The sequence below is a fragment of the Mesorhizobium sp. M0106 genome (genome assembly GCF_040322715.1).
Taxonomy (GTDB): Bacteria; Pseudomonadota; Alphaproteobacteria; order Rhizobiales; family Rhizobiaceae; genus Mesorhizobium.
In genome coordinates, this window is sequence record NZ_JAMYUA010000015.1 from 70,667 (window position 1) to 86,617 (window position 15,951).

Annotated in this window: 14 protein-coding genes and 1 pseudogene; 2 read left to right on the plus strand and 13 right to left on the minus strand. The window is 62.5% G+C overall.

Annotation, left to right across the window (positions count from 1 at the left end; translation table 11 throughout):
• Positions 1–170: 170 nt before the first annotated feature.
• From NKJ55_RS16755 to NKJ55_RS16800, 9 genes and pseudogenes are all read right to left on the minus strand, one after another.
• Positions 171–1,289, minus strand: a complete 1,119-nt coding sequence (locus NKJ55_RS16755) for a branched-chain amino acid ABC transporter substrate-binding protein (protein ID WP_352450862.1) — start codon at positions 1,287–1,289, stop codon at positions 171–173.
• Between the two features lie 126 nt (positions 1,290–1,415).
• The gene (locus tag NKJ55_RS16760; RefSeq protein ID WP_352450863.1) at positions 1,416–1,775 is read right to left on the minus strand and encodes a DUF6867 family protein; all 360 of its coding nucleotides are present in this window, start codon (positions 1,773–1,775) and stop codon (positions 1,416–1,418) included.
• Positions 1,776–1,793: 18 nt separating this feature from the next.
• Positions 1,794–2,522: an ABC transporter ATP-binding protein gene (locus NKJ55_RS16765; RefSeq protein WP_352450909.1), complete on the minus strand. Its 729-nt coding sequence runs from the start codon at positions 2,520–2,522 to the stop codon at positions 1,794–1,796.
• Positions 2,522–3,664: an ABC transporter ATP-binding protein gene (locus tag NKJ55_RS16770; protein ID WP_352450864.1), complete on the minus strand. Its 1,143-nt coding sequence runs from the start codon at positions 3,662–3,664 to the stop codon at positions 2,522–2,524. The genes NKJ55_RS16765 and NKJ55_RS16770 overlap by 1 nt, the downstream gene beginning before the upstream one ends.
• Positions 3,664–5,181: pseudogene (livM, locus tag NKJ55_RS16775) on the minus strand (high-affinity branched-chain amino acid ABC transporter permease LivM); the annotation flags it as partial. The pseudogene livM and the gene NKJ55_RS16770, both read right to left, overlap by 1 nt.
• 82 nt (positions 5,182–5,263) lie before the next feature.
• The gene (locus NKJ55_RS16785; RefSeq protein WP_352450865.1) at positions 5,264–6,166 is read right to left on the minus strand and encodes a branched-chain amino acid ABC transporter permease; all 903 of its coding nucleotides are present in this window, start codon (positions 6,164–6,166) and stop codon (positions 5,264–5,266) included.
• A gap of 333 nt (positions 6,167–6,499) precedes the next feature.
• Positions 6,500–7,501, minus strand: a complete 1,002-nt coding sequence (locus tag NKJ55_RS16790; protein ID WP_352450866.1) for a 4-hydroxyproline epimerase — start codon at positions 7,499–7,501, stop codon at positions 6,500–6,502.
• Positions 7,502–7,529: 28 nt separating this feature from the next.
• Complete coding sequence (locus tag NKJ55_RS16795; protein ID WP_352450867.1) at positions 7,530–8,780, minus strand: NAD(P)/FAD-dependent oxidoreductase; 1,251 nt, start codon at positions 8,778–8,780, stop codon at positions 7,530–7,532.
• Between the two features lie 48 nt (positions 8,781–8,828).
• Positions 8,829–9,722 carry a dihydrodipicolinate synthase family protein gene (locus NKJ55_RS16800; RefSeq protein WP_352450868.1) on the minus strand — a complete coding sequence of 298 codons (894 nt, stop codon included), beginning with the start codon at positions 9,720–9,722 and terminating at the stop codon, positions 8,829–8,831.
• A gap of 166 nt (positions 9,723–9,888) precedes the next feature.
• On the opposite strand from NKJ55_RS16800, the gene NKJ55_RS16805 reads away from it, so the two are divergent.
• A complete protein-coding gene (locus NKJ55_RS16805) occupies positions 9,889–10,479 on the plus strand; it encodes a GntR family transcriptional regulator (RefSeq protein WP_502900811.1) in 591 nt (196 codons plus the stop codon).
• Between the two features lie 13 nt (positions 10,480–10,492).
• On the opposite strand, the gene NKJ55_RS16810 is transcribed toward NKJ55_RS16805, so the two are convergent.
• The 3 genes from NKJ55_RS16810 to NKJ55_RS16820 all read right to left on the minus strand — a co-directional run bounded on the left by NKJ55_RS16810 (position 10,493) and on the right by NKJ55_RS16820 (position 13,308).
• Complete coding sequence (locus tag NKJ55_RS16810; protein WP_352450870.1) at positions 10,493–10,807, minus strand: hypothetical protein; 315 nt, start codon at positions 10,805–10,807, stop codon at positions 10,493–10,495.
• A gap of 304 nt (positions 10,808–11,111) precedes the next feature.
• Positions 11,112–11,408: a hypothetical protein gene (locus NKJ55_RS16815; RefSeq protein ID WP_352450871.1), complete on the minus strand. Its 297-nt coding sequence runs from the start codon at positions 11,406–11,408 to the stop codon at positions 11,112–11,114.
• A gap of 403 nt (positions 11,409–11,811) precedes the next feature.
• The gene (locus tag NKJ55_RS16820; protein WP_023678059.1) at positions 11,812–13,308 is read right to left on the minus strand and encodes a CoA-acylating methylmalonate-semialdehyde dehydrogenase; all 1,497 of its coding nucleotides are present in this window, start codon (positions 13,306–13,308) and stop codon (positions 11,812–11,814) included.
• A 378-nt stretch (positions 13,309–13,686) separates the two neighbouring features.
• Between NKJ55_RS16820 and NKJ55_RS16825 the strand changes: the two genes are divergently transcribed.
• Positions 13,687–14,568: a LysR family transcriptional regulator gene (locus tag NKJ55_RS16825; RefSeq protein WP_023678060.1), complete on the plus strand. Its 882-nt coding sequence runs from the start codon at positions 13,687–13,689 to the stop codon at positions 14,566–14,568.
• Between the two features lie 37 nt (positions 14,569–14,605).
• Here the strand turns inward: NKJ55_RS16825 and NKJ55_RS16830 are convergent, their stop codons facing one another.
• Positions 14,606–15,862, minus strand: a complete 1,257-nt coding sequence (locus NKJ55_RS16830) for a D-amino acid dehydrogenase (RefSeq protein WP_502901456.1) — start codon at positions 15,860–15,862, stop codon at positions 14,606–14,608.
• Positions 15,863–15,951: the final 89 nt, after the last annotated feature.

Genomic DNA, 15,951 nt, shown 5'->3' on the forward strand with positions numbered 1-15,951 from the left:
AAAGGGAACTGCCGGACATGATTAGCGCGAAAATGCTGCAGTGCAAACAAAAATGGAGACGTCGGCTAAACCGATTTAAATCCTTGCGCCTATGCGATGAAGCAAAAGACAAATGAAAAATGCCCGGCGCCAGGCGCCGGGCATTTTTTGGGCTGCAGGCGTTTGCCGGCTTATTGTTCGAAGTAGGTGTACTTGCCGTCGTCACCCTTCTTCCAAGTGTAGATGACGTAGTCGGGACGGGTGATGTCGCCCTTTGCGTCATAGCCGATGTCGCCGATGGCGGTCTTCCACGGGCCACTCTTCTTGATCTCTTCCGCAACCTTCTGCGCGTCGTCGGAAGAGCCGACCTTGTTGGCGGCGGCGGCGACGATCTGCAGCGCGGCGTAGGAGTAGAGCGTATAGGCTTCAGGCTCGAAACCGGCGGCGCGGAACTTCTCCACGAGTTCCTTGGCGTTCGGGTTCTTGCGCGGATCGGGGGCGAATGTCATCAGCGTGCCGTCGACGGCATCGCCGGCGATGGAGGCCAATTCGTTCGACACGATGCCGTCGCCGGACATGAACTGGGCCTTGAGACCCTGATCGGCGAGCTGGCGCATAATCAGGCCGGCCTCGGTGTGCAGGCCGCCATAGTAGACGACGTTGACGCCGGCATCCTTCATCTTGGCGATCAACGCCGAGAAGTCCTTGTCGCCGACATTGATGCCCTCATACATGGCTTCGGTCACGCCATCAGCATTGAGTGCCTTCTTGGTTTCGTCGGCGAGACCCTGGCCGTAAGGCGTCTTGTCGTGGACGACGGCGATCTTGCCGTCCTTAAAGTGCGCGGCGAGGTAGTCGCCGGCAACCTTGCCCTGCTGATCGTCGCGTCCGCAGGTACGGAACGTGTTCCACAGGCCCCGCTCGGTCAGCTTCGGGTTGGTAGCGGAAGGCGTGATGACGAGAATGCCGTTCTCGGCATAGACCTCTGACGCCGGAATGGTGACGCCCGAATTGAAGTGGCCGACGACATATTTGACGCCATCGGCGACAAACTTGTTGGCGACCGAGATGCCCTGCTTCGGATCCGACACGTCGTCGCCGACCTCGATCTTGATCTGCTCGCCGTTAATGCCGCCAGCCGCGTTGATATCGGCGGCAGCCTGTTCGGCGCCCTTCTGCAACTGCGCGCCGAATGCTGCGTTCGGACCAGTGATCGGACCGGCAACGCCGATCAGGATGTCAGCCCACGCGCTGCCGCTGAACGCGACAAGCGCGATCACGGCGACGGCGGACAAGAGTGACTTTTTCATGTAAAACGCTCCCATTTACCGAGTGGGCGTGGATGTTTCTTTCATGCGATGCCCACTCTTACTCGCAGAAAAGGTACTTTGCCGATTTTCAGGCACTTGTCACGCCGATTCATCCCCGAGACGACGTTAATGATGAACGTCACCTTTTGGTTTCCAGCTCAAAAGCGATGCTCTTTCATAGAGCCAATTATACTGCGTTACCATCTGATTGGTGCGCGTGTATTGATAACCGACGAAACCCAATATCATCAGCACTATGGTGTCGACGACATAATAATGCAGCGAGAACATCGTGCCGCCGAACAGCGCGTGGTGAATGAACCTGACGGCGATGCCCAGGCCTAGGATATAGGCGAACAAATGCCCAAAGCCGCGCCATGTCTGGGCACTGGCCTTGCCCGTCATCCACACTGCCCACCCGCCAAGCAGGCAGGTGACGAAGAAGAATTGCCAGATCGAGGGTTCCTCATAGAGAATGCCCTGCATGATTGATGTCTCCTGAACTCAGTGGTGACCGCCTTCGAGATAGGCGGCGCGCACTTCCGGATTGGCAAGCAGTTGCTTGCCGGTGCCGCTCATCGTCACATTGCCGTTGACCATGACATAGCCGCGCGTGGCGAGCTTTAGCGCCCCGAAGGCGTTCTGCTCGACCAGGAACACGGTCAGGCCCTGCGTGCGGTTCAGCTCGCGAATGGCGTCGAAGATCTGCTTGACGATCAGCGGCGCCAGGCCAAGCGACGGCTCATCCAGCAAGAGCAGCTTCGGCCGGGCCATCAGCGCGCGGCCGATCGACAGCATTTGCTGCTCGCCGCCGGACAGCGTGCCGCCACGCTGGGCAATGCGTTCCTTGAGGCGTGGAAACAGCGTGAACACCTTCTCGACGTCCTCGTCATAATGCTCGAGGTTGTCGAGGCTGGCGCCCATTTGCAGGTTTTCCATCACCGTCATGCGCGGGAAGATGCGCCGACCCTCCGGCGACTGGGCGATGCGCATGCGCGCGATCTCATGCGTCGGCAGTTGGGTGATGTCGGTACCGGCGAATGTGATGGTACCCGCGCGGGCGCGGGGAGCACCGAAGATGGTCATCATCAGCGTCGACTTGCCGGCGCCGTTGGCGCCGATCAGCGCCACGATCTCGCCCTGGTTGACGGTGACGTCGACGCCGTTCAGCGCCCTGATGTTGCCGTAGTAGGTCTGGACGCCCTTGATATCGAGCAGCGTTGTGCCGGCCATCATTTACGCCCTCCACGCCGATTGGAGGTGCCGGGAGTTTTCGACTTCGCCGGAGCCTTGCCCGGCTTTGCCGTGGAAGATTTCGCGGCCGATTTGGCTTTGGCCGGCGATCCGGACTTTGCAGCAGCGCTCGACCTTGCATCGATCTGGCCGGCCTTCGAAGCGCCCTTTGACACGGTGACGCGCTCGCCCTCGCTGTGGCCGACCGTGTCGGTAACCGGTCCGGCGAGATACGAAGACGATGTGCCTGGGCCGTGGGCGGCATCCGGACCCGTATCCAATTGCTCGATGACGTCTTCGTCGCCGACTTCGCTCAGCACTGTCTCGACCTCCTCGTCGTCAACACCGAGATACGCGGCGATGACGCGCGGATCGGTCCGCACCGATTGCGGACTGCCGTCGGAGATCTTGCGCCCATATTCGAGCACCACAACGTGGTCGGAAATCTGCATCACCACGGACATGTCGTGCTCGATCAAAAGGATCGACGTGTTTTTCTTGATGTCCATCAGCAGCGCATTGAGCGCCGCCGATTCCTTCGGATTGAGGCCGGCGGCCGGCTCGTCGAGACACAGAAGCTCGGGGCCGGTACACATGGCGCGCGCAATTTCGAGGCGCCGCTGTGCGCCATAGGGCAGATCGCCGGCCGGATCGTCGGCGCGTTCGACAAGATCGGCCTTCTCCAGCCAGTGCCTGGCCAGTTCGACCGACTCCGCCGAGGCCTGCCTATAGCCGCTGAAGCCGAACAGGCCGAGAATGGTATAGCCGGACGCCTTCATCAGCTTGTTGTGCTGGGCGACGAGAAGGTTCTCCAGCAGCGTCATGCCCGAGAACAAGCGGATGTTCTGGAACGTGCGCGCCACCTTGGCGCGCGCCGGGATCTCATGGTTCGGCAGACGTTCGAGCAGGAAGCTGGAGCCGTCGCGCCGGTTGAGCGTGATCATGCCTTCGGACGGTTTGTAGAAACCGGTGATGCAATTGAACACAGTGGTCTTGCCGGCGCCGTTCGGACCGATCAGCGCGGTGATCTCGCCGCGCTTGGCCTGGAAGGACAGGTCGCCGATGGCGACGAGACCGCCGAACTTCATCGACAGATGCTCGACCTGGAGGATGGCGTCGGTCACGGAGGGGCTCGCGTTCATCAGCCGTGCCCCTCCTTGGTGAAGGACCCCGACACGGCCCTGCGAACCTTGAGGAAGGCTGTCGGTTCACGGCTGCCGACGAAGCCGCGCGGCTTCCACAGCATGACGATGACCATCGCCATGCCGAACAACAGCATGCGATAGAGTTCCGGGGTGAAATCGGGGCCGAATATCCGCTTCAGAAAATCGAGTTCACGCAGCGCTTCGGTGCCGCCGATCATCACCAGCGCGGCGACGGCGATACCGACCAGCGAGCCCATGCCGCCGAGCACGACGATGGCGAGGATAATCGCCGATTCCAGGAAGACGAAGGATTCCGGGCTGACGAAGCCTTGCCGTGCGGCGAAGAACGAGCCGGCGAAGCCGCCGAACATGGCGCCCGTGGCAAAGGCGGTGAGCTTGGTGGTGGTGGTGTTGATGCCGAGCGAGCGGCACGCGATCTCGTCCTCGCGCAGCGCTTCCCAGGCGCGGCCGACCGGCATGCGCCTCAGCCTTATTGTGACGAAGGCGGTCAGCAGGCAGAGCCCGAGGATCAGGTAATAGAGGAAGATCTTGTAATAGGCGCCCGATTGGGCAATGCCGAACACCTTGGCGATGTAGTTGGGGTCCGAGACATTGAACGATATCAGGCCGAAGAATGAAACCTTCGGGATGCCGGATATGCCGGCCGAACCGTTGGTCACTTCGCGCCAGTTGATGATCACCAGCCTGATGATCTCGCCGAAGGCGAGCGTCACGATGGCCAGATAGTCGCCGCGCAGGCGCAGCACCGGGAAGCCGAGCATGACGCCCCAGAACGCAGCCATCAGGCCGGCGGCGGGCAGCAGGATCCAGAACGACAGGCCGAAATGCGTGCCGAGCAACGCGTAGGCGTAAGCACCGACGGCGTAGAAAGCGACATAGCCGAGATCGAGCAGGCCGGCGAGGCCGATGACGATGTTCAGTCCCCAGGCCAGCATCACGTAGATCAGGATCTGGATGCCGAAATTGTCGACCCATTTCAGCGAGCCCTGGAAGCCGCCCACCATCGAGCCCGTATAGAGAGCAAGCACCAGCACGACGATGATCGGATAGAGCGCCAGCGCGGTTATGCCGAGCGCCGAAAAATGGGCATGGATGAAGGCACGGAAATAGTAGATCACCCAAGCCAGCGCATAGATGATCGCTAGCGCTCGCACGAAACGTGCATAACCTGCAAGATCCGGCCCCACCAGCCCGTCAAGGGAGCTGGCCAGAAGAATCAGAACGACCGCAATACCGATCGCCGCGAAGAAATATGGTAACCGGAAGAACCGCGTCGCCACACTGTCTGGCAGCAGGCCGGTGGCGACATCGGCGATCTTCTGGTTGGCCATGAAAGGCTGGCCATAGGCGACGTAGAGGAACCGGCCGATCATGGTGGCGATCACCACGGCGGCGAGCAGGCCCCAGCGCTGCACCAGGATCAACTCGTTGGAGATGTTCTGGTCGGTCTTCAGGCCGATGAACAGCACGAACAGGCCAAGCGCGACGGCGCCGGCATAGAGCGCTTCGCGAAAAGCGCGCTGGACCGGGGTGGCGACGACGGTGCTTTCCGGAGACACGGTAACCGCCATGATCTCAGACCTTTTCGACTTCTGGCCGGCCGAGAATGCCGGAAGGCAGGAAGATCAGCACGATCGCCAGGATCGAGAACGCAGCGACATCCTTGTAGTCGATCGAGAAATAAGCCGACCACATGCTCTCGATGAAGCCGATCATCAGCCCGCCGAGCACGGCGCCGGGCAGCGAGCCGATGCCGCCGAGCACCGCGGCGGTGAACGCCTTCACACCGGGCGTAAAACCGTCGGAAAACACCACCACGCCGTAATACATCAGGAACAGCGTGCCGGCGACGGCGGCAAGCGCGGCGCCCATGATGAAGGTGATCGAGATGGTGCGGTCGACGTCGACGCCGAGCAGTGCCGCCATCTTGCGGTCCTGCTCGCAGGCGCGCTGCGCCCGGCCGAGCGAGGTCTTGTTGACCAGATACCAAAACAGCGCCAGCAGGACTATGGTGACCAGGACGATGATGATCTGCTTCAGCGACACGCTGATGCCCGCGATCGAATAAACCTTGGAGACCATCGGCGGGACGGGCTTGTTGCGCGGCCCTTGCGTGACCTGGACGAAATTGGACAGGGCGATCGACATGCCGATGGCGGTGATCAGCGGCGCCAGCCGGAACGAACCGCGCAGCGGCCGGTAAGCCACTTTCTCGATCGTCCAGTTGTAGAGGCCGGTCAAAAGCATCGCCACGATCATCATGATCAGCAGCGCAACGACGATCGGCACCGAATAGAACAACGCACCGAGGATAAGGAAAACGATGAGGGCGGTGAAAGCGCCGACCATGAAGATGTCGCCATGGGCGAAATTGATCATGCCGATGATGCCGTAGACCATCGTGTAGCCGATCGCAATCAACCCATAGATCGATCCCAGCGTCAGCCCATTGATAAGCTGCTGGACAAAATACTGCATGCTGTCGTGGCTCCCCTGGAATGTCGCCCATGCAGACGCATTCCTTTTCGTATTGCCCCTAGTCGTAAAGTTTCGAGCCCGGATTGCAACGTGATTTTTCAATCGCCATGGGTGTTTTCGTCGCACGCCATCGGATTGCCCGTTTTTTCCTATCCGGCCCCTGGACCATCGCGGACCCTACCATTGGCCTAACGCAATGTCTTTGACGATTCAATCGCAGCATGCGCTCCATTTCGAAGAAATCGCCGTCAAAATAAGTTGATGAGCGGGATCGTTGCGCCGTCGAAGGCAATCCGTTTGCGCTCTCTTTCTTTCCCCTGCGTCAGCGTTTTCCTATTTGACGACGAAGCCGTGCGCGAACGGGTCGCGGTCGTCGATGAAGATCGTGTTCAATCCGGTCATCCGCGCCCACCCGCCGATCGACGGAATGATTGCCGGCTTGCCGGCGACGGTGACCTCTTTCTCGACCCTGCCCTTGAACAACGAACCGATGATCGATTCATGGACGAAGTCGTCGCCGACCCCAAGCTTGCCCTTGGCGTGAAGCTGCGCCATCCGCGCCGAGGTGCCGGTGCCGCAGGGCGAACGGTCGATTGCCTTGTCGCCGTAGAAGACGGCGTTGCGGGCATCGGCTTGCGGGTTGGTCGGCGCGCCGGTCCACAATATGTGCGACAGCGTGTTGATGCCGGGATTCTCCGGATGCACGAAAGTATATTTTTCGTTGAGCCGCTGCCGCACCACCGGGCTCCAGGCGATCAGTTCGCCGGCCGAATGGTCGGCCATGTCGCGATAGGTCTTTTGCGGTTCGACGATGGCGTAGAAATTGCCGCCATAGGCGACATCGACGCTGATCTCGCCGAGCCCGGGGCATTCGACCGTCAGTGCCTCGGCATAGAGGAAGGAAGGCACATTGGTGATGCGCACCTCCTCGACATAGTCGCCGACTTGGCTGTACTCCGCTACGACCACGCCCGCCGGCGTATCCAGCCTGAGCACGCCCGGTGTCTTCGGCTTGATCAGCCCATGCTCGACGGCAAAAGTTACCGTGCCGATGGTGCCGTGGCCGCACATCGGCAGGCATCCCGAGGTTTCGATGAACAGGATGGCGATGTCGCAATCTTCACGCATCGGCGGATAGAGGATCGAGCCGGACATCACGTCATGGCCGCGCGGCTCGAACATCAGCCCGGTGCGGATCCAGTCATATTCGGCCAGGAAATACGCTCGCCGCTCCATCATCGTTGAGCCCTTGAGCAAAGGCCCACCGCCGGCGACCAGCCGCACCGGATTGCCGCAGGTGTGGCCGTCTATGCAGAAGAAGGAATTCTTGGCCATGCCGGCTCCCAACTGAATGTCTTCGAACTCAAAACCGTTGCGGGCTGAACGGGCCGAGATCGAGCGATGGATTCTGCCCGAGAACGAGCTCGCGGATCAAGCGCCCGGTCGCCGCAGCCTGGGTCAGGCCGAAGTGACCGTGGCCGAAACCATACACCACCGACGGCGTTTGTTGCGACCGCCCGATCACCGGCAGCGAATCCGGCAGCGACGGCCGGAACCCCATCCATTCGCGTCCATTGGCCGGATCCAGTCCCGGCAGGAATTTCTGCGCCTTTTCGAGCAGCGCTTTCGAGCGCGCATAATTGGGCGGCCTCTCAAGGCCGCCGAGTTCGACCGCGCCGCCGACGCGCAGGCCCGTCTCGAGCGGCGTGATGACGAAGCCATGCCCGGAGAAGATCAATTGCCGCTTTACGTCGAAGGCAGTCTTCGGCAACGTCGTGTTGTAGCCACGCTCGGTCTCCAGCGGGATTCCGTCGCCGAGATGTCTCGCCAGCAGATGCGACCAGGCCCCGGCAGCGATGACGACGTGCTTCGCCCGTCGCCGCGTGCCGTCGGCCGTTGTCAAGATCGCGCCGTCCTGTCCCGCCTTGACACGCTCGATCCGGGCCCTTTCGAACCCGGCGCCCAACCTCTCGGCATAGGCCCACAAGGCCTTTCCAAGCAGCTTGGGATCGGCAACGGTTTTCCACCCCGGCACGAACGTTCCCTTGACGAAGCGCGGCGACAGACCGGGCTGCAGGGCTGTGAGAGCGCTCCCCTCGACATGGCTGAAGCCGATGCCGAAGCGCTGCCTTGCCGCCCAGCCGGTCAGCGAGGCCTTGAACTCGGCCTCGCTGTCGTAGAGTTCGAGCGAGCCGTCCTCATGCAGCATCGGCCGTGTGCCGGAACGGTCGAGCAAGCCCATCCATTCCGCCTCGGCGAGCTTCATCATCCCGGCCTGCGCGGCAAGGCCGGCTTCATAGCGGTCGCTTCGGCCGGCGCGCCAGAAGCGGACCAGCCAGGGCAGCAGCTTCGGCAGATACGCGGGTGGGATGCTGAGCGGGCCGAGCGGGTCGGCGAGCCATTTCGGCAACTGCTTGATCATGCCCTTGTGGGCGAGCGGCAGCACATCGGAGAAGGCAAAGGCAGCGGCATTGCCGGAGCTGGTTTCCTCACAGATCCCCGTCCGATCGAAGATCGTGACGTTTCGCCCCGCCTCGGCCAGAAAGGCGGCGGCGCAGATGCCGATTATGCCGCCACCAATGATGGCGACATCGAGCGTAGCATTATCATTCATTGCCATGCGCCGCGCTGCACATCTGCAAATGCCTTCAAAGCGACCGGATCAGAATGTCGGCAGCTCTGGCCGCACCACCAGCGCATCCCTGACGATCTTTTCGACTGCCTTGCGCCGCTCGCCCGACAATGGCTGGCGCGGCATGCGCACGCGGTCGTTGGTGTTGATCGCCAACACTTCGGCGAGCTTGATGTTCTGCACCAGATAGGTCGAGACGTCGAGGTCGAGCAGCGGCCGGAACCAGCGGTAAATCTTCAACGCCTCCTCGCGGCGGCCCTGTCTCATCAGCTGGTAGATGGCGACGGTCTCGCGCGGGAACGCGGTGACCAGGCCCGCCACCCAGCCGATGGCGCCGACCGACAGCGCCTCGAAGGCGAGATTGTCTACGCCGGTGAACAGGTCGTAGCGGTCGCCGAGGCGGTTGATGATCTCGGTCGAGCGGCGGATGTCGTCGGAGGACTCTTTTATGGCGACGAAGCGTTGGTCCTTCGCCAACTCCTCCATCTGGTCGACGGTGACGTCGACGCGGTAGGCAAGCCGGTTGGAGTAGATCATCACCGGCAGGTCGCCGGCCGCGGCGACGGCGCTGAGTGCCGCGACCGTCTCCTCGGCATTGGTATGGTAGATCGGGCTCGGCACCACCATCAAACCATTGGCGCCTTCCTTGGCGGCGCGGCGCGCGATCGCCGCCGCCTCGCGTGTACCGGCCTCGTTGACCGTCAACAGCACCGGTTTGTTGCCGGCGATCTTCTGCGCGGTCTTCAGCACCGCGATCTTCTCGTCGTGCGACAGCATCGGGCCTTCGCCGAGCGACCCGCAGACGATGATGCCGTCACAGCCGGCCTCCATCTGCAGCGCAAAGCAGCGCTCCATCTCGGCATGGTCGAGGCCGTCGTCCTCGGTGAATTTGGTCGTAACGGCGGGGAAGACTCCGGCCCACATGTCGATCGCTCCATCTGATATATCAGCCGTATATTTCTTAAGAAGCCGGCTGTCAACGTTGAATCTGATGTGATATATCAACAATATATCAGGAGATGTCGCATTGGTATATGACAGACCTGGCTCCGAGCCGGCGACCGCGAAGGCCTACCGCAGGCTCGAGCACATGATCGTAACTCTCGAACTGGCGCCGGCGAGCTTCATCACCGAGGGGGCGCTGATCGACAGGCTCGGCCTCGGCCGCACCCCGGTGCGCGAAGCGATCCAGCGGCTGGCCTGGGAGGGGCTGCTCGAGGTCCGGCCGCGTGCCGGCATTGCCATTGCCCCGCTTCACCCTGGCGACTGGCTGCGTGTCCTCGACGCCCGCCGTGGCGTCGAGGTGGTGCTTGCCCGCTCGGCCGCCCGCTTCGTCACCCGCGAGGCCGCCGACCTGTTTCATGACGCAGCGTTGGCCATGCAGAAAGCGGTGATTTCGGAAAATGTGTTTTACTTCATCCAGGCCGACAAGGCGCTCGACGAGGCGCTGGCGCTGGCTGCCGACAACCCGTTCGCCGCGCGCCTGGCGGCACCCTTGCAAACCCATAGCCGTCGCTTCTGGTTCCGCTACAAGGCCGATACCGGATTGGCCGAATCCGCCGAGCATCATGTCGCGCTGATCCGTTCGATCCTCGCCAGCGACGAAGAGGCCGCGGCCAAGGACGCCAAGCGGCTGATGGCGCTTTTGCGCGGCCATGCCGAGGCGGCTGCTACGCGCTGAGCCTGCCATTTCGTCATGCGCCCTGGCCGGGCAGGGGCATCACGTTTTCCCAATTGTCGCCGGCCGCGACGATGCAGCTTCTGCCGGCGATATCGGTGACGACGATGGTCCAGGTTCCGGTCTCGGCGACAAAGACTTCCATGACCGCCTCATGACCGATCAGCCCCAAAGCAAACTGCCTTTCCTGGAACTTCTCGCTCAAATGGGCGACGAGCTCGCCATGTTCAACGCAGTATTGATATTGCGCGCCTGCGGTGTTCGTACCCACCGCCAATGCGCCAGCAAGAACCAGGGTTTTCACCCATCTCAACAGCGATTTGCGTGCCATAGGGCACCTCCTTTGCCATCACGTTCCGGCAAAGGAGGGGTTTGACGGCCTCATTTTGCCGGAGCGATTCAGGCCGGTTCCGACGTCATCATCATCGCGTCGTTCCTTTCTGTGTTCCGGTCTGCCATTGGTGGGAACGATTCCAGATGTTCCCATTATGTTCTCGATATATGGTATCGGCAATGGAAAAGCGCAAGCAGGCGCCCAAGCGGGCGCCTGCAGATCCGTTTTACGGCTGTCGCCGAAAAGAATGGGCCACAGGCTGCGCGGCCATGCCGAGGCGCGCAGACCCGTGATAAATCGTTCAGGTGCCTGGCAGCGCCGCTATCGTCATCGCGCTTTCCCAGCCTTCGCCGACTGAAATCACGCAGCTTTGACCTTTTGTGTCGCTGGCGAGGATGGTCCAGGTGCCCTTGTCGGAAACGAAGACTTCAAGCACCACGTTCGGATTGACGACGCCGACCGCGCTTGGGTTTTCATGAAACTTCTCGCCGAGCGCCTTGACCATATCGGCGCGAGCCGCGCATTGCTCGGCAGCCATTGCCGGGACGGCGGAAAGGGCCATCGCAGCGCAAGCTATAGTCGCCATGAGACGTGTCATCTGACACCTCCTTTGCGCCGGACATATCCCCCGGAGCCGTCACCAGCGCCGTTGGTTGATCTGCCAGCGTCTCCTTCGCGGCAGGACTGCAACCTAAGAAGATTGCTGCCTTCTTGGTTCCATCACATTAGTGTTCATGCCGATGAAGACCGCGACAAAAAGGCCCGAGCTTGGTGCCCGGGCCTTTTCTTGCTTTCTGCGATTTGGATCAGTTCATCGTCGGAATGCCGAATTCGGCGCCATCCTTCACGCCGGCCCGCGCGCCCAAGCCGAAGGCGAGGACGCGCAGACAGAAAACCGTCCGGCTAATTCATCGTCGGGATGACGAACTCGGCGCCATCCTTCACGCCGGCCCGCGCGCCCCAAGCCGAAGGCGAGGACGCGCAGACAGAAAACCGTCCGGCTAATTCATCGTCGGGATGACGAACTCGGCACCATCCTTCACGCCGGACGGCCAGCGCGACGTTACCGTCTTGGTCTTGGTGTAGAAGCGGAACGCGTCCGGCCCGTGCTGGTTGAGGTCGCCGAAGGAGGACGCCTTCCAGCCGCCAAAGGTGTAGTAGGCGATCGGCACCGGGATCGGCACGTTGATGCCGACCATGCCGACCTGAACCCGCGAGGCGAAGTCGCGCGCCGCGTCGCCGTCGCGGGTGAAGATGGCGACGCCATTGCCCATCTCGTGCTCGTTGGCGAGCTTGATTGCGTTCTCGTAGGTCGGTGCGCGAACGACCGAGAGCACCGGCCCGAAGATCTCTTCCTTGTAGATGCGCATGTCGGCGGTCACATTGTCGAACAGGCAGCCGCCCATATAGTAGCCGTTCTCGTAGCCCTGCATGGAAAAGCCGCGGCCGTCGACGACCAGCTTGGCGCCTTCCTTGACGCCGGTGTCGACATAGGACTTGACCCGCTCCAGCGCCTGCGCCGTCACCAGCGGGCCGAAATCGGCGGAAGAATCCGTCGACGGACCGACCTTCAGGCTCTCGACGCGCGGCACCAGTCTTTCCATCAGCCGGTTGGCGGTGTCGTTGCCGACCGGGACGGCGACCGAGATCGCCATGCAGCGCTCGCCGGCCGAGCCGTAGCCGGCGCCGATCAGCGCGTCGACGGTCTGGTCCATGTCGGCATCGGGCATGATGATCATGTGGTTCTTGGCGCCGCCGAAGCACTGCACGCGCTTGCCGGCCGCGCAGCCGCGCGAATAGATGTACTGGGCGATCGGTGTCGAGCCTACGAAACCGATGGCCTTGATGTCGGGATCGTCGAGGATGGCGTCGACCACTTCCTTGTCGCCGTTGACGACATTAAGGATGCCCGCCGGCAGACCGGCCTCGATGAACAGTTCGGCAATCCGCATCGGCACGCCCGGATCGCGCTCCGACGGCTTGAGGATGTAGGCATTGCCGCAGGCGATGGCCGGCGCGATCTTCCACAACGGGATCATCGCCGGAAAATTGAACGGCGTGATGCCGGCGACGACGCCGAGCGGCTGGCGCATCGAATAGACGTCGATGCCGGGGCCGGCGCCATCGGTGAACTCGCCCTTCATCATATGCGGCGCACCGATGCAGACCTCGACCACTTCGAGGCCGCGCTGGATGTCGCCCTTGGCGTCGGCGATGGTCTTGCCGTGTTCGCGCGCCAATATCTCGGCCAGCGCGTCATACTCCTTGGCGACCAGCTCGAGGAACCGCATCAGGACGCGTACGCGTCGCTGCGGATTGGTCGCCGCCCAGCCGGGCTGTGCGGCCTTGGCGTTTTCGACCGCCGCGCGCAATTCCGCCTGCGAAGCCAGCGCCACCGTGCCGCGCACCGTGCCGTCCATCGGCTGCATGACGTCCTGCTTGCGGCCGCTGGTTCCGGCGACGCGCTTGCCGCCGATGAAATGACCGTATTCGATCATGGTCTCTCTCCCTGGTTCGTGATGAGGCATTGTCCGCCTTTGCGGGAGCGATGGCAACGCGAGCGAAAACGCAACCGTTGTGCGGAGAATAGACAGCGATTGACGGCAGAGCATCAATTCTCGCAAATAGGAAGAATGCAGGTCCCCAGCAGCAAGGATTGAGATTGAGTTCCTTCACCGCCCCCCTCTGTCCTGCCGGACATCTCCCCCTCAAGGGGGGAGATTGGCTGTCACGCCCGCCTTCGGAAATCTTCACCGCGGCAAGAAAGACGCCTGCGGCGAAACTGCCAATCTCCCCCCTTGAGGGGGAGATGTCCGGCAGGACAGAGGGGGGCACGAAGGAACGCGGTTTTGATCGTTATCGCCAGGACCACCCTCATGAACTGGGATGATGCCCGTATCTTCCTTGCCGTAGCGCGGGCCGGCCAGATCCTCGGCGCCGCCAGGCGGCTGGAGCTTAATCACGCGACCGTCTCGCGCCGCATTGCCGCCCTCGAGGATGCGCTCAGGACAAAACTGTTTCGCCGGCTTACCACCGGCAGCGAGCTGACGCCGGCGGGCGAGCGTTTCCTCGAGATTGCCGAACGCATGGAGGGCGACATGATCGCCGCGCGCTCGACCGTTTCAGGCGAAGGCGACGACGTCTCGGGCACCGTGCGCATCGGCGCGCCGGACGGCTTTGGCGTCGCCTTCCTGGCCAGGCGCCTCGGCGCGCTGACCGCTCTGCACCGTGAGCTCACCATCCAGCTGGTGCCGGTGCCACGCTCCTTCTCTTTGTCCCGGCGCGAGGCCGACATTGCCATCACCGTCGAACGGCCGACGGAAGGCCGCCTGGTGGCGGGAAAGCTGGTCGACTACACGCTCGGCCTGTTCGCGTCGCGGGCCTACGCCGACACCCATGGACTGCCCGGAACCGCCGCCGAGCTAGGCCAGCATACGCTGATCGGCTACGTGCCGGACCTGATCGTCAGTCGCTCGCTCGACTACGCGGCCGAATTCAGCCCTGACTGGCGCACCAGCTTCGCTATTTCCTCCGCGCTCGGCCAGGCCGAAGCAGTGCGTTCCGGCGCCGGCATCGGCATCCTGCACACCTTCGTTGCCCGCTCGATGCCGGAGCTGGTGCCTCTCGATATCGTCGCACCCATACGCCGCGCCTACTGGCTGGTCTATCATGAATCGGTCAGGCCGCTGCGCCGCGTCCAGGTCGTCGCGAGCTTCATTACCAAGGCCGTCGAACGGGACAGGGGTTTGTTCGCGTGAGCCTGCCGGCCGCTGGCTGTCTTAGCTGGTGGGCGTCTTACTTGGCGTATCGTCCGGGCCCGAGATCGCCGACGTCGATCTCGGGCACCCGGCTGGAGATGATGTCGGCCAGAACTTTGGCCGAGCCGCAGGCCATGGTCCAGCCGAGTGTGCCATGGCCGGTGTTGAGATAGAGATTGGAGAAATCGGTGCGGCCGATCAGCGGCGGCCCGTCCGGTGTCATCGGCCGCAGCCCGCACCAGAAGGTCGCCGATCGCATGTCGCCGCTGCCCGGAAACAGGTCGCCGACCGAATGTTCGAGCGTGCGCCGCCGCGATTCGTGCAGCCGCAGGTCGAAGCCGGAAATCTCCGCCGTGCCGCCGACCCGGATACGGTCGCCGAGCCGGGTGATCGCTACTTTGTAGCTCTCGTCCATCACGGTCGAGACCGGTGCGGCGGCGGCGTCCTTGATCGGCAGGGTGATCGAATAGCCCTTGACCGGGTAGACCGGGATGGGCCGCTTCAGCATGCGCATGAACCGTGCCGAATAGCTGCCCATCGCCATCACATAGGCATCAGCGACCATCCAGCCCTTGCTGGTGCTGACGTTGGTGATGCGATCGCGCTTCTTGACGACGCGCCGTATCTCCGTGTCGTATTCGAAGGTGACGCCGCGTGCCGCGCAAAGCTCGGCAAGCCTGTCGGTGAACATCTTGCAGTCGCCGGTTTCGTCGCCGGGCAACCGCAGGCCACCGACGAATTTTTCGCGCACGCCGGCCAGCCCAGGCTCGGCCGCAATACAGCCGTCGGGGTCGAGGACCTCGTAGGGGACGCCATAGGCCTTCAGCACCTCGACATCGCCGCCGACGCCGTCGAGCTGCTTTTGCGTTCGGAAGAGCTGCAGCGTGCCCTTGGCGCGCTCGTCATAGGCGATGCCGGTCTCCTCGCGCAGCGCCTTCAGCGTGTCGCGGCTGTACTCGGCCAGCGGCACCATGCGCGCCTTGTTCAGCGCGTAGCGTTCAGCCGTGCAATTGCGCAGCATCTTGACCAGCCATATCCACATATGCGGATCGAGGGCCGGTCGCACCACCAGTGGACCGTGCTTCATCAAAAGCCATTTGATGGCCTTCAGCGGAACGCCGGGCCCGGCCCAGGGCGAGGCATAGCCGGGCGAGATCTCGCCGGCGTTGGCAAAGCTGGTTTCCAGCGCCGGGCCTTTCTGGCGATCGATCACCGTCACCTGATGACCGGCCTCGGCAAGAAAATAGGCGGTGGTGACCCCGATCACGCCGCCGCCCAGCACGAAGATCTTCATCGTTTGGTTCTCCGCGGCGGCATCTCGTCGGGATTCGAGACCGGGATCATCGCCGCCTCATGTCTGCCGGATTCTGTGGCGTCAGCCAA

What these genes read in the sequence shown, in the direction of transcription:
- NKJ55_RS16755 (WP_352450862.1), bottom strand. Translation starts at nt 1,289, where the DNA reads ATGAAAAAGTCACTCTTGTCCGCCGTCGCCGTGATCGCGCTTGTCGCG.
- NKJ55_RS16760 (WP_352450863.1), bottom strand. Translation starts at nt 1,775, where the DNA reads ATGCAGGGCATTCTCTATGAGGAACCCTCGATCTGGCAATTCTTCTTC.
- NKJ55_RS16765 (WP_352450909.1), bottom strand. Translation starts at nt 2,522, where the DNA reads ATGGCCGGCACAACGCTGCTCGATATCAAGGGCGTCCAGACCTACTAC.
- NKJ55_RS16770 (WP_352450864.1), bottom strand. Translation starts at nt 3,664, where the DNA reads ATGAACGCGAGCCCCTCCGTGACCGACGCCATCCTCCAGGTCGAGCAT.
- NKJ55_RS16785 (WP_352450865.1), bottom strand. Translation starts at nt 6,166, where the DNA reads ATGCAGTATTTTGTCCAGCAGCTTATCAATGGGCTGACGCTGGGATCG.
- NKJ55_RS16790 (WP_352450866.1), bottom strand. Translation starts at nt 7,501, where the DNA reads ATGGCCAAGAATTCCTTCTTCTGCATAGACGGCCACACCTGCGGCAAT.
- NKJ55_RS16795 (WP_352450867.1), bottom strand. Translation starts at nt 8,780, where the DNA reads ATGAATGATAATGCTACGCTCGATGTCGCCATCATTGGTGGCGGCATA.
- NKJ55_RS16800 (WP_352450868.1), bottom strand. Translation starts at nt 9,722, where the DNA reads ATGTGGGCCGGAGTCTTCCCCGCCGTTACGACCAAATTCACCGAGGAC.
- NKJ55_RS16805 (WP_502900811.1), top strand. Translation starts at nt 9,889, where the DNA reads ATGATCGTAACTCTCGAACTGGCGCCGGCGAGCTTCATCACCGAGGGG.
- NKJ55_RS16810 (WP_352450870.1), bottom strand. Translation starts at nt 10,807, where the DNA reads ATGGCACGCAAATCGCTGTTGAGATGGGTGAAAACCCTGGTTCTTGCT.
- NKJ55_RS16815 (WP_352450871.1), bottom strand. Translation starts at nt 11,408, where the DNA reads ATGACACGTCTCATGGCGACTATAGCTTGCGCTGCGATGGCCCTTTCC.
- NKJ55_RS16820 (WP_023678059.1), bottom strand. Translation starts at nt 13,308, where the DNA reads ATGATCGAATACGGTCATTTCATCGGCGGCAAGCGCGTCGCCGGAACC.
- NKJ55_RS16825 (WP_023678060.1), top strand. Translation starts at nt 13,687, where the DNA reads ATGAACTGGGATGATGCCCGTATCTTCCTTGCCGTAGCGCGGGCCGGC.
- NKJ55_RS16830 (WP_502901456.1), bottom strand. Translation starts at nt 15,862, where the DNA reads ATGAAGATCTTCGTGCTGGGCGGCGGCGTGATCGGGGTCACCACCGCC.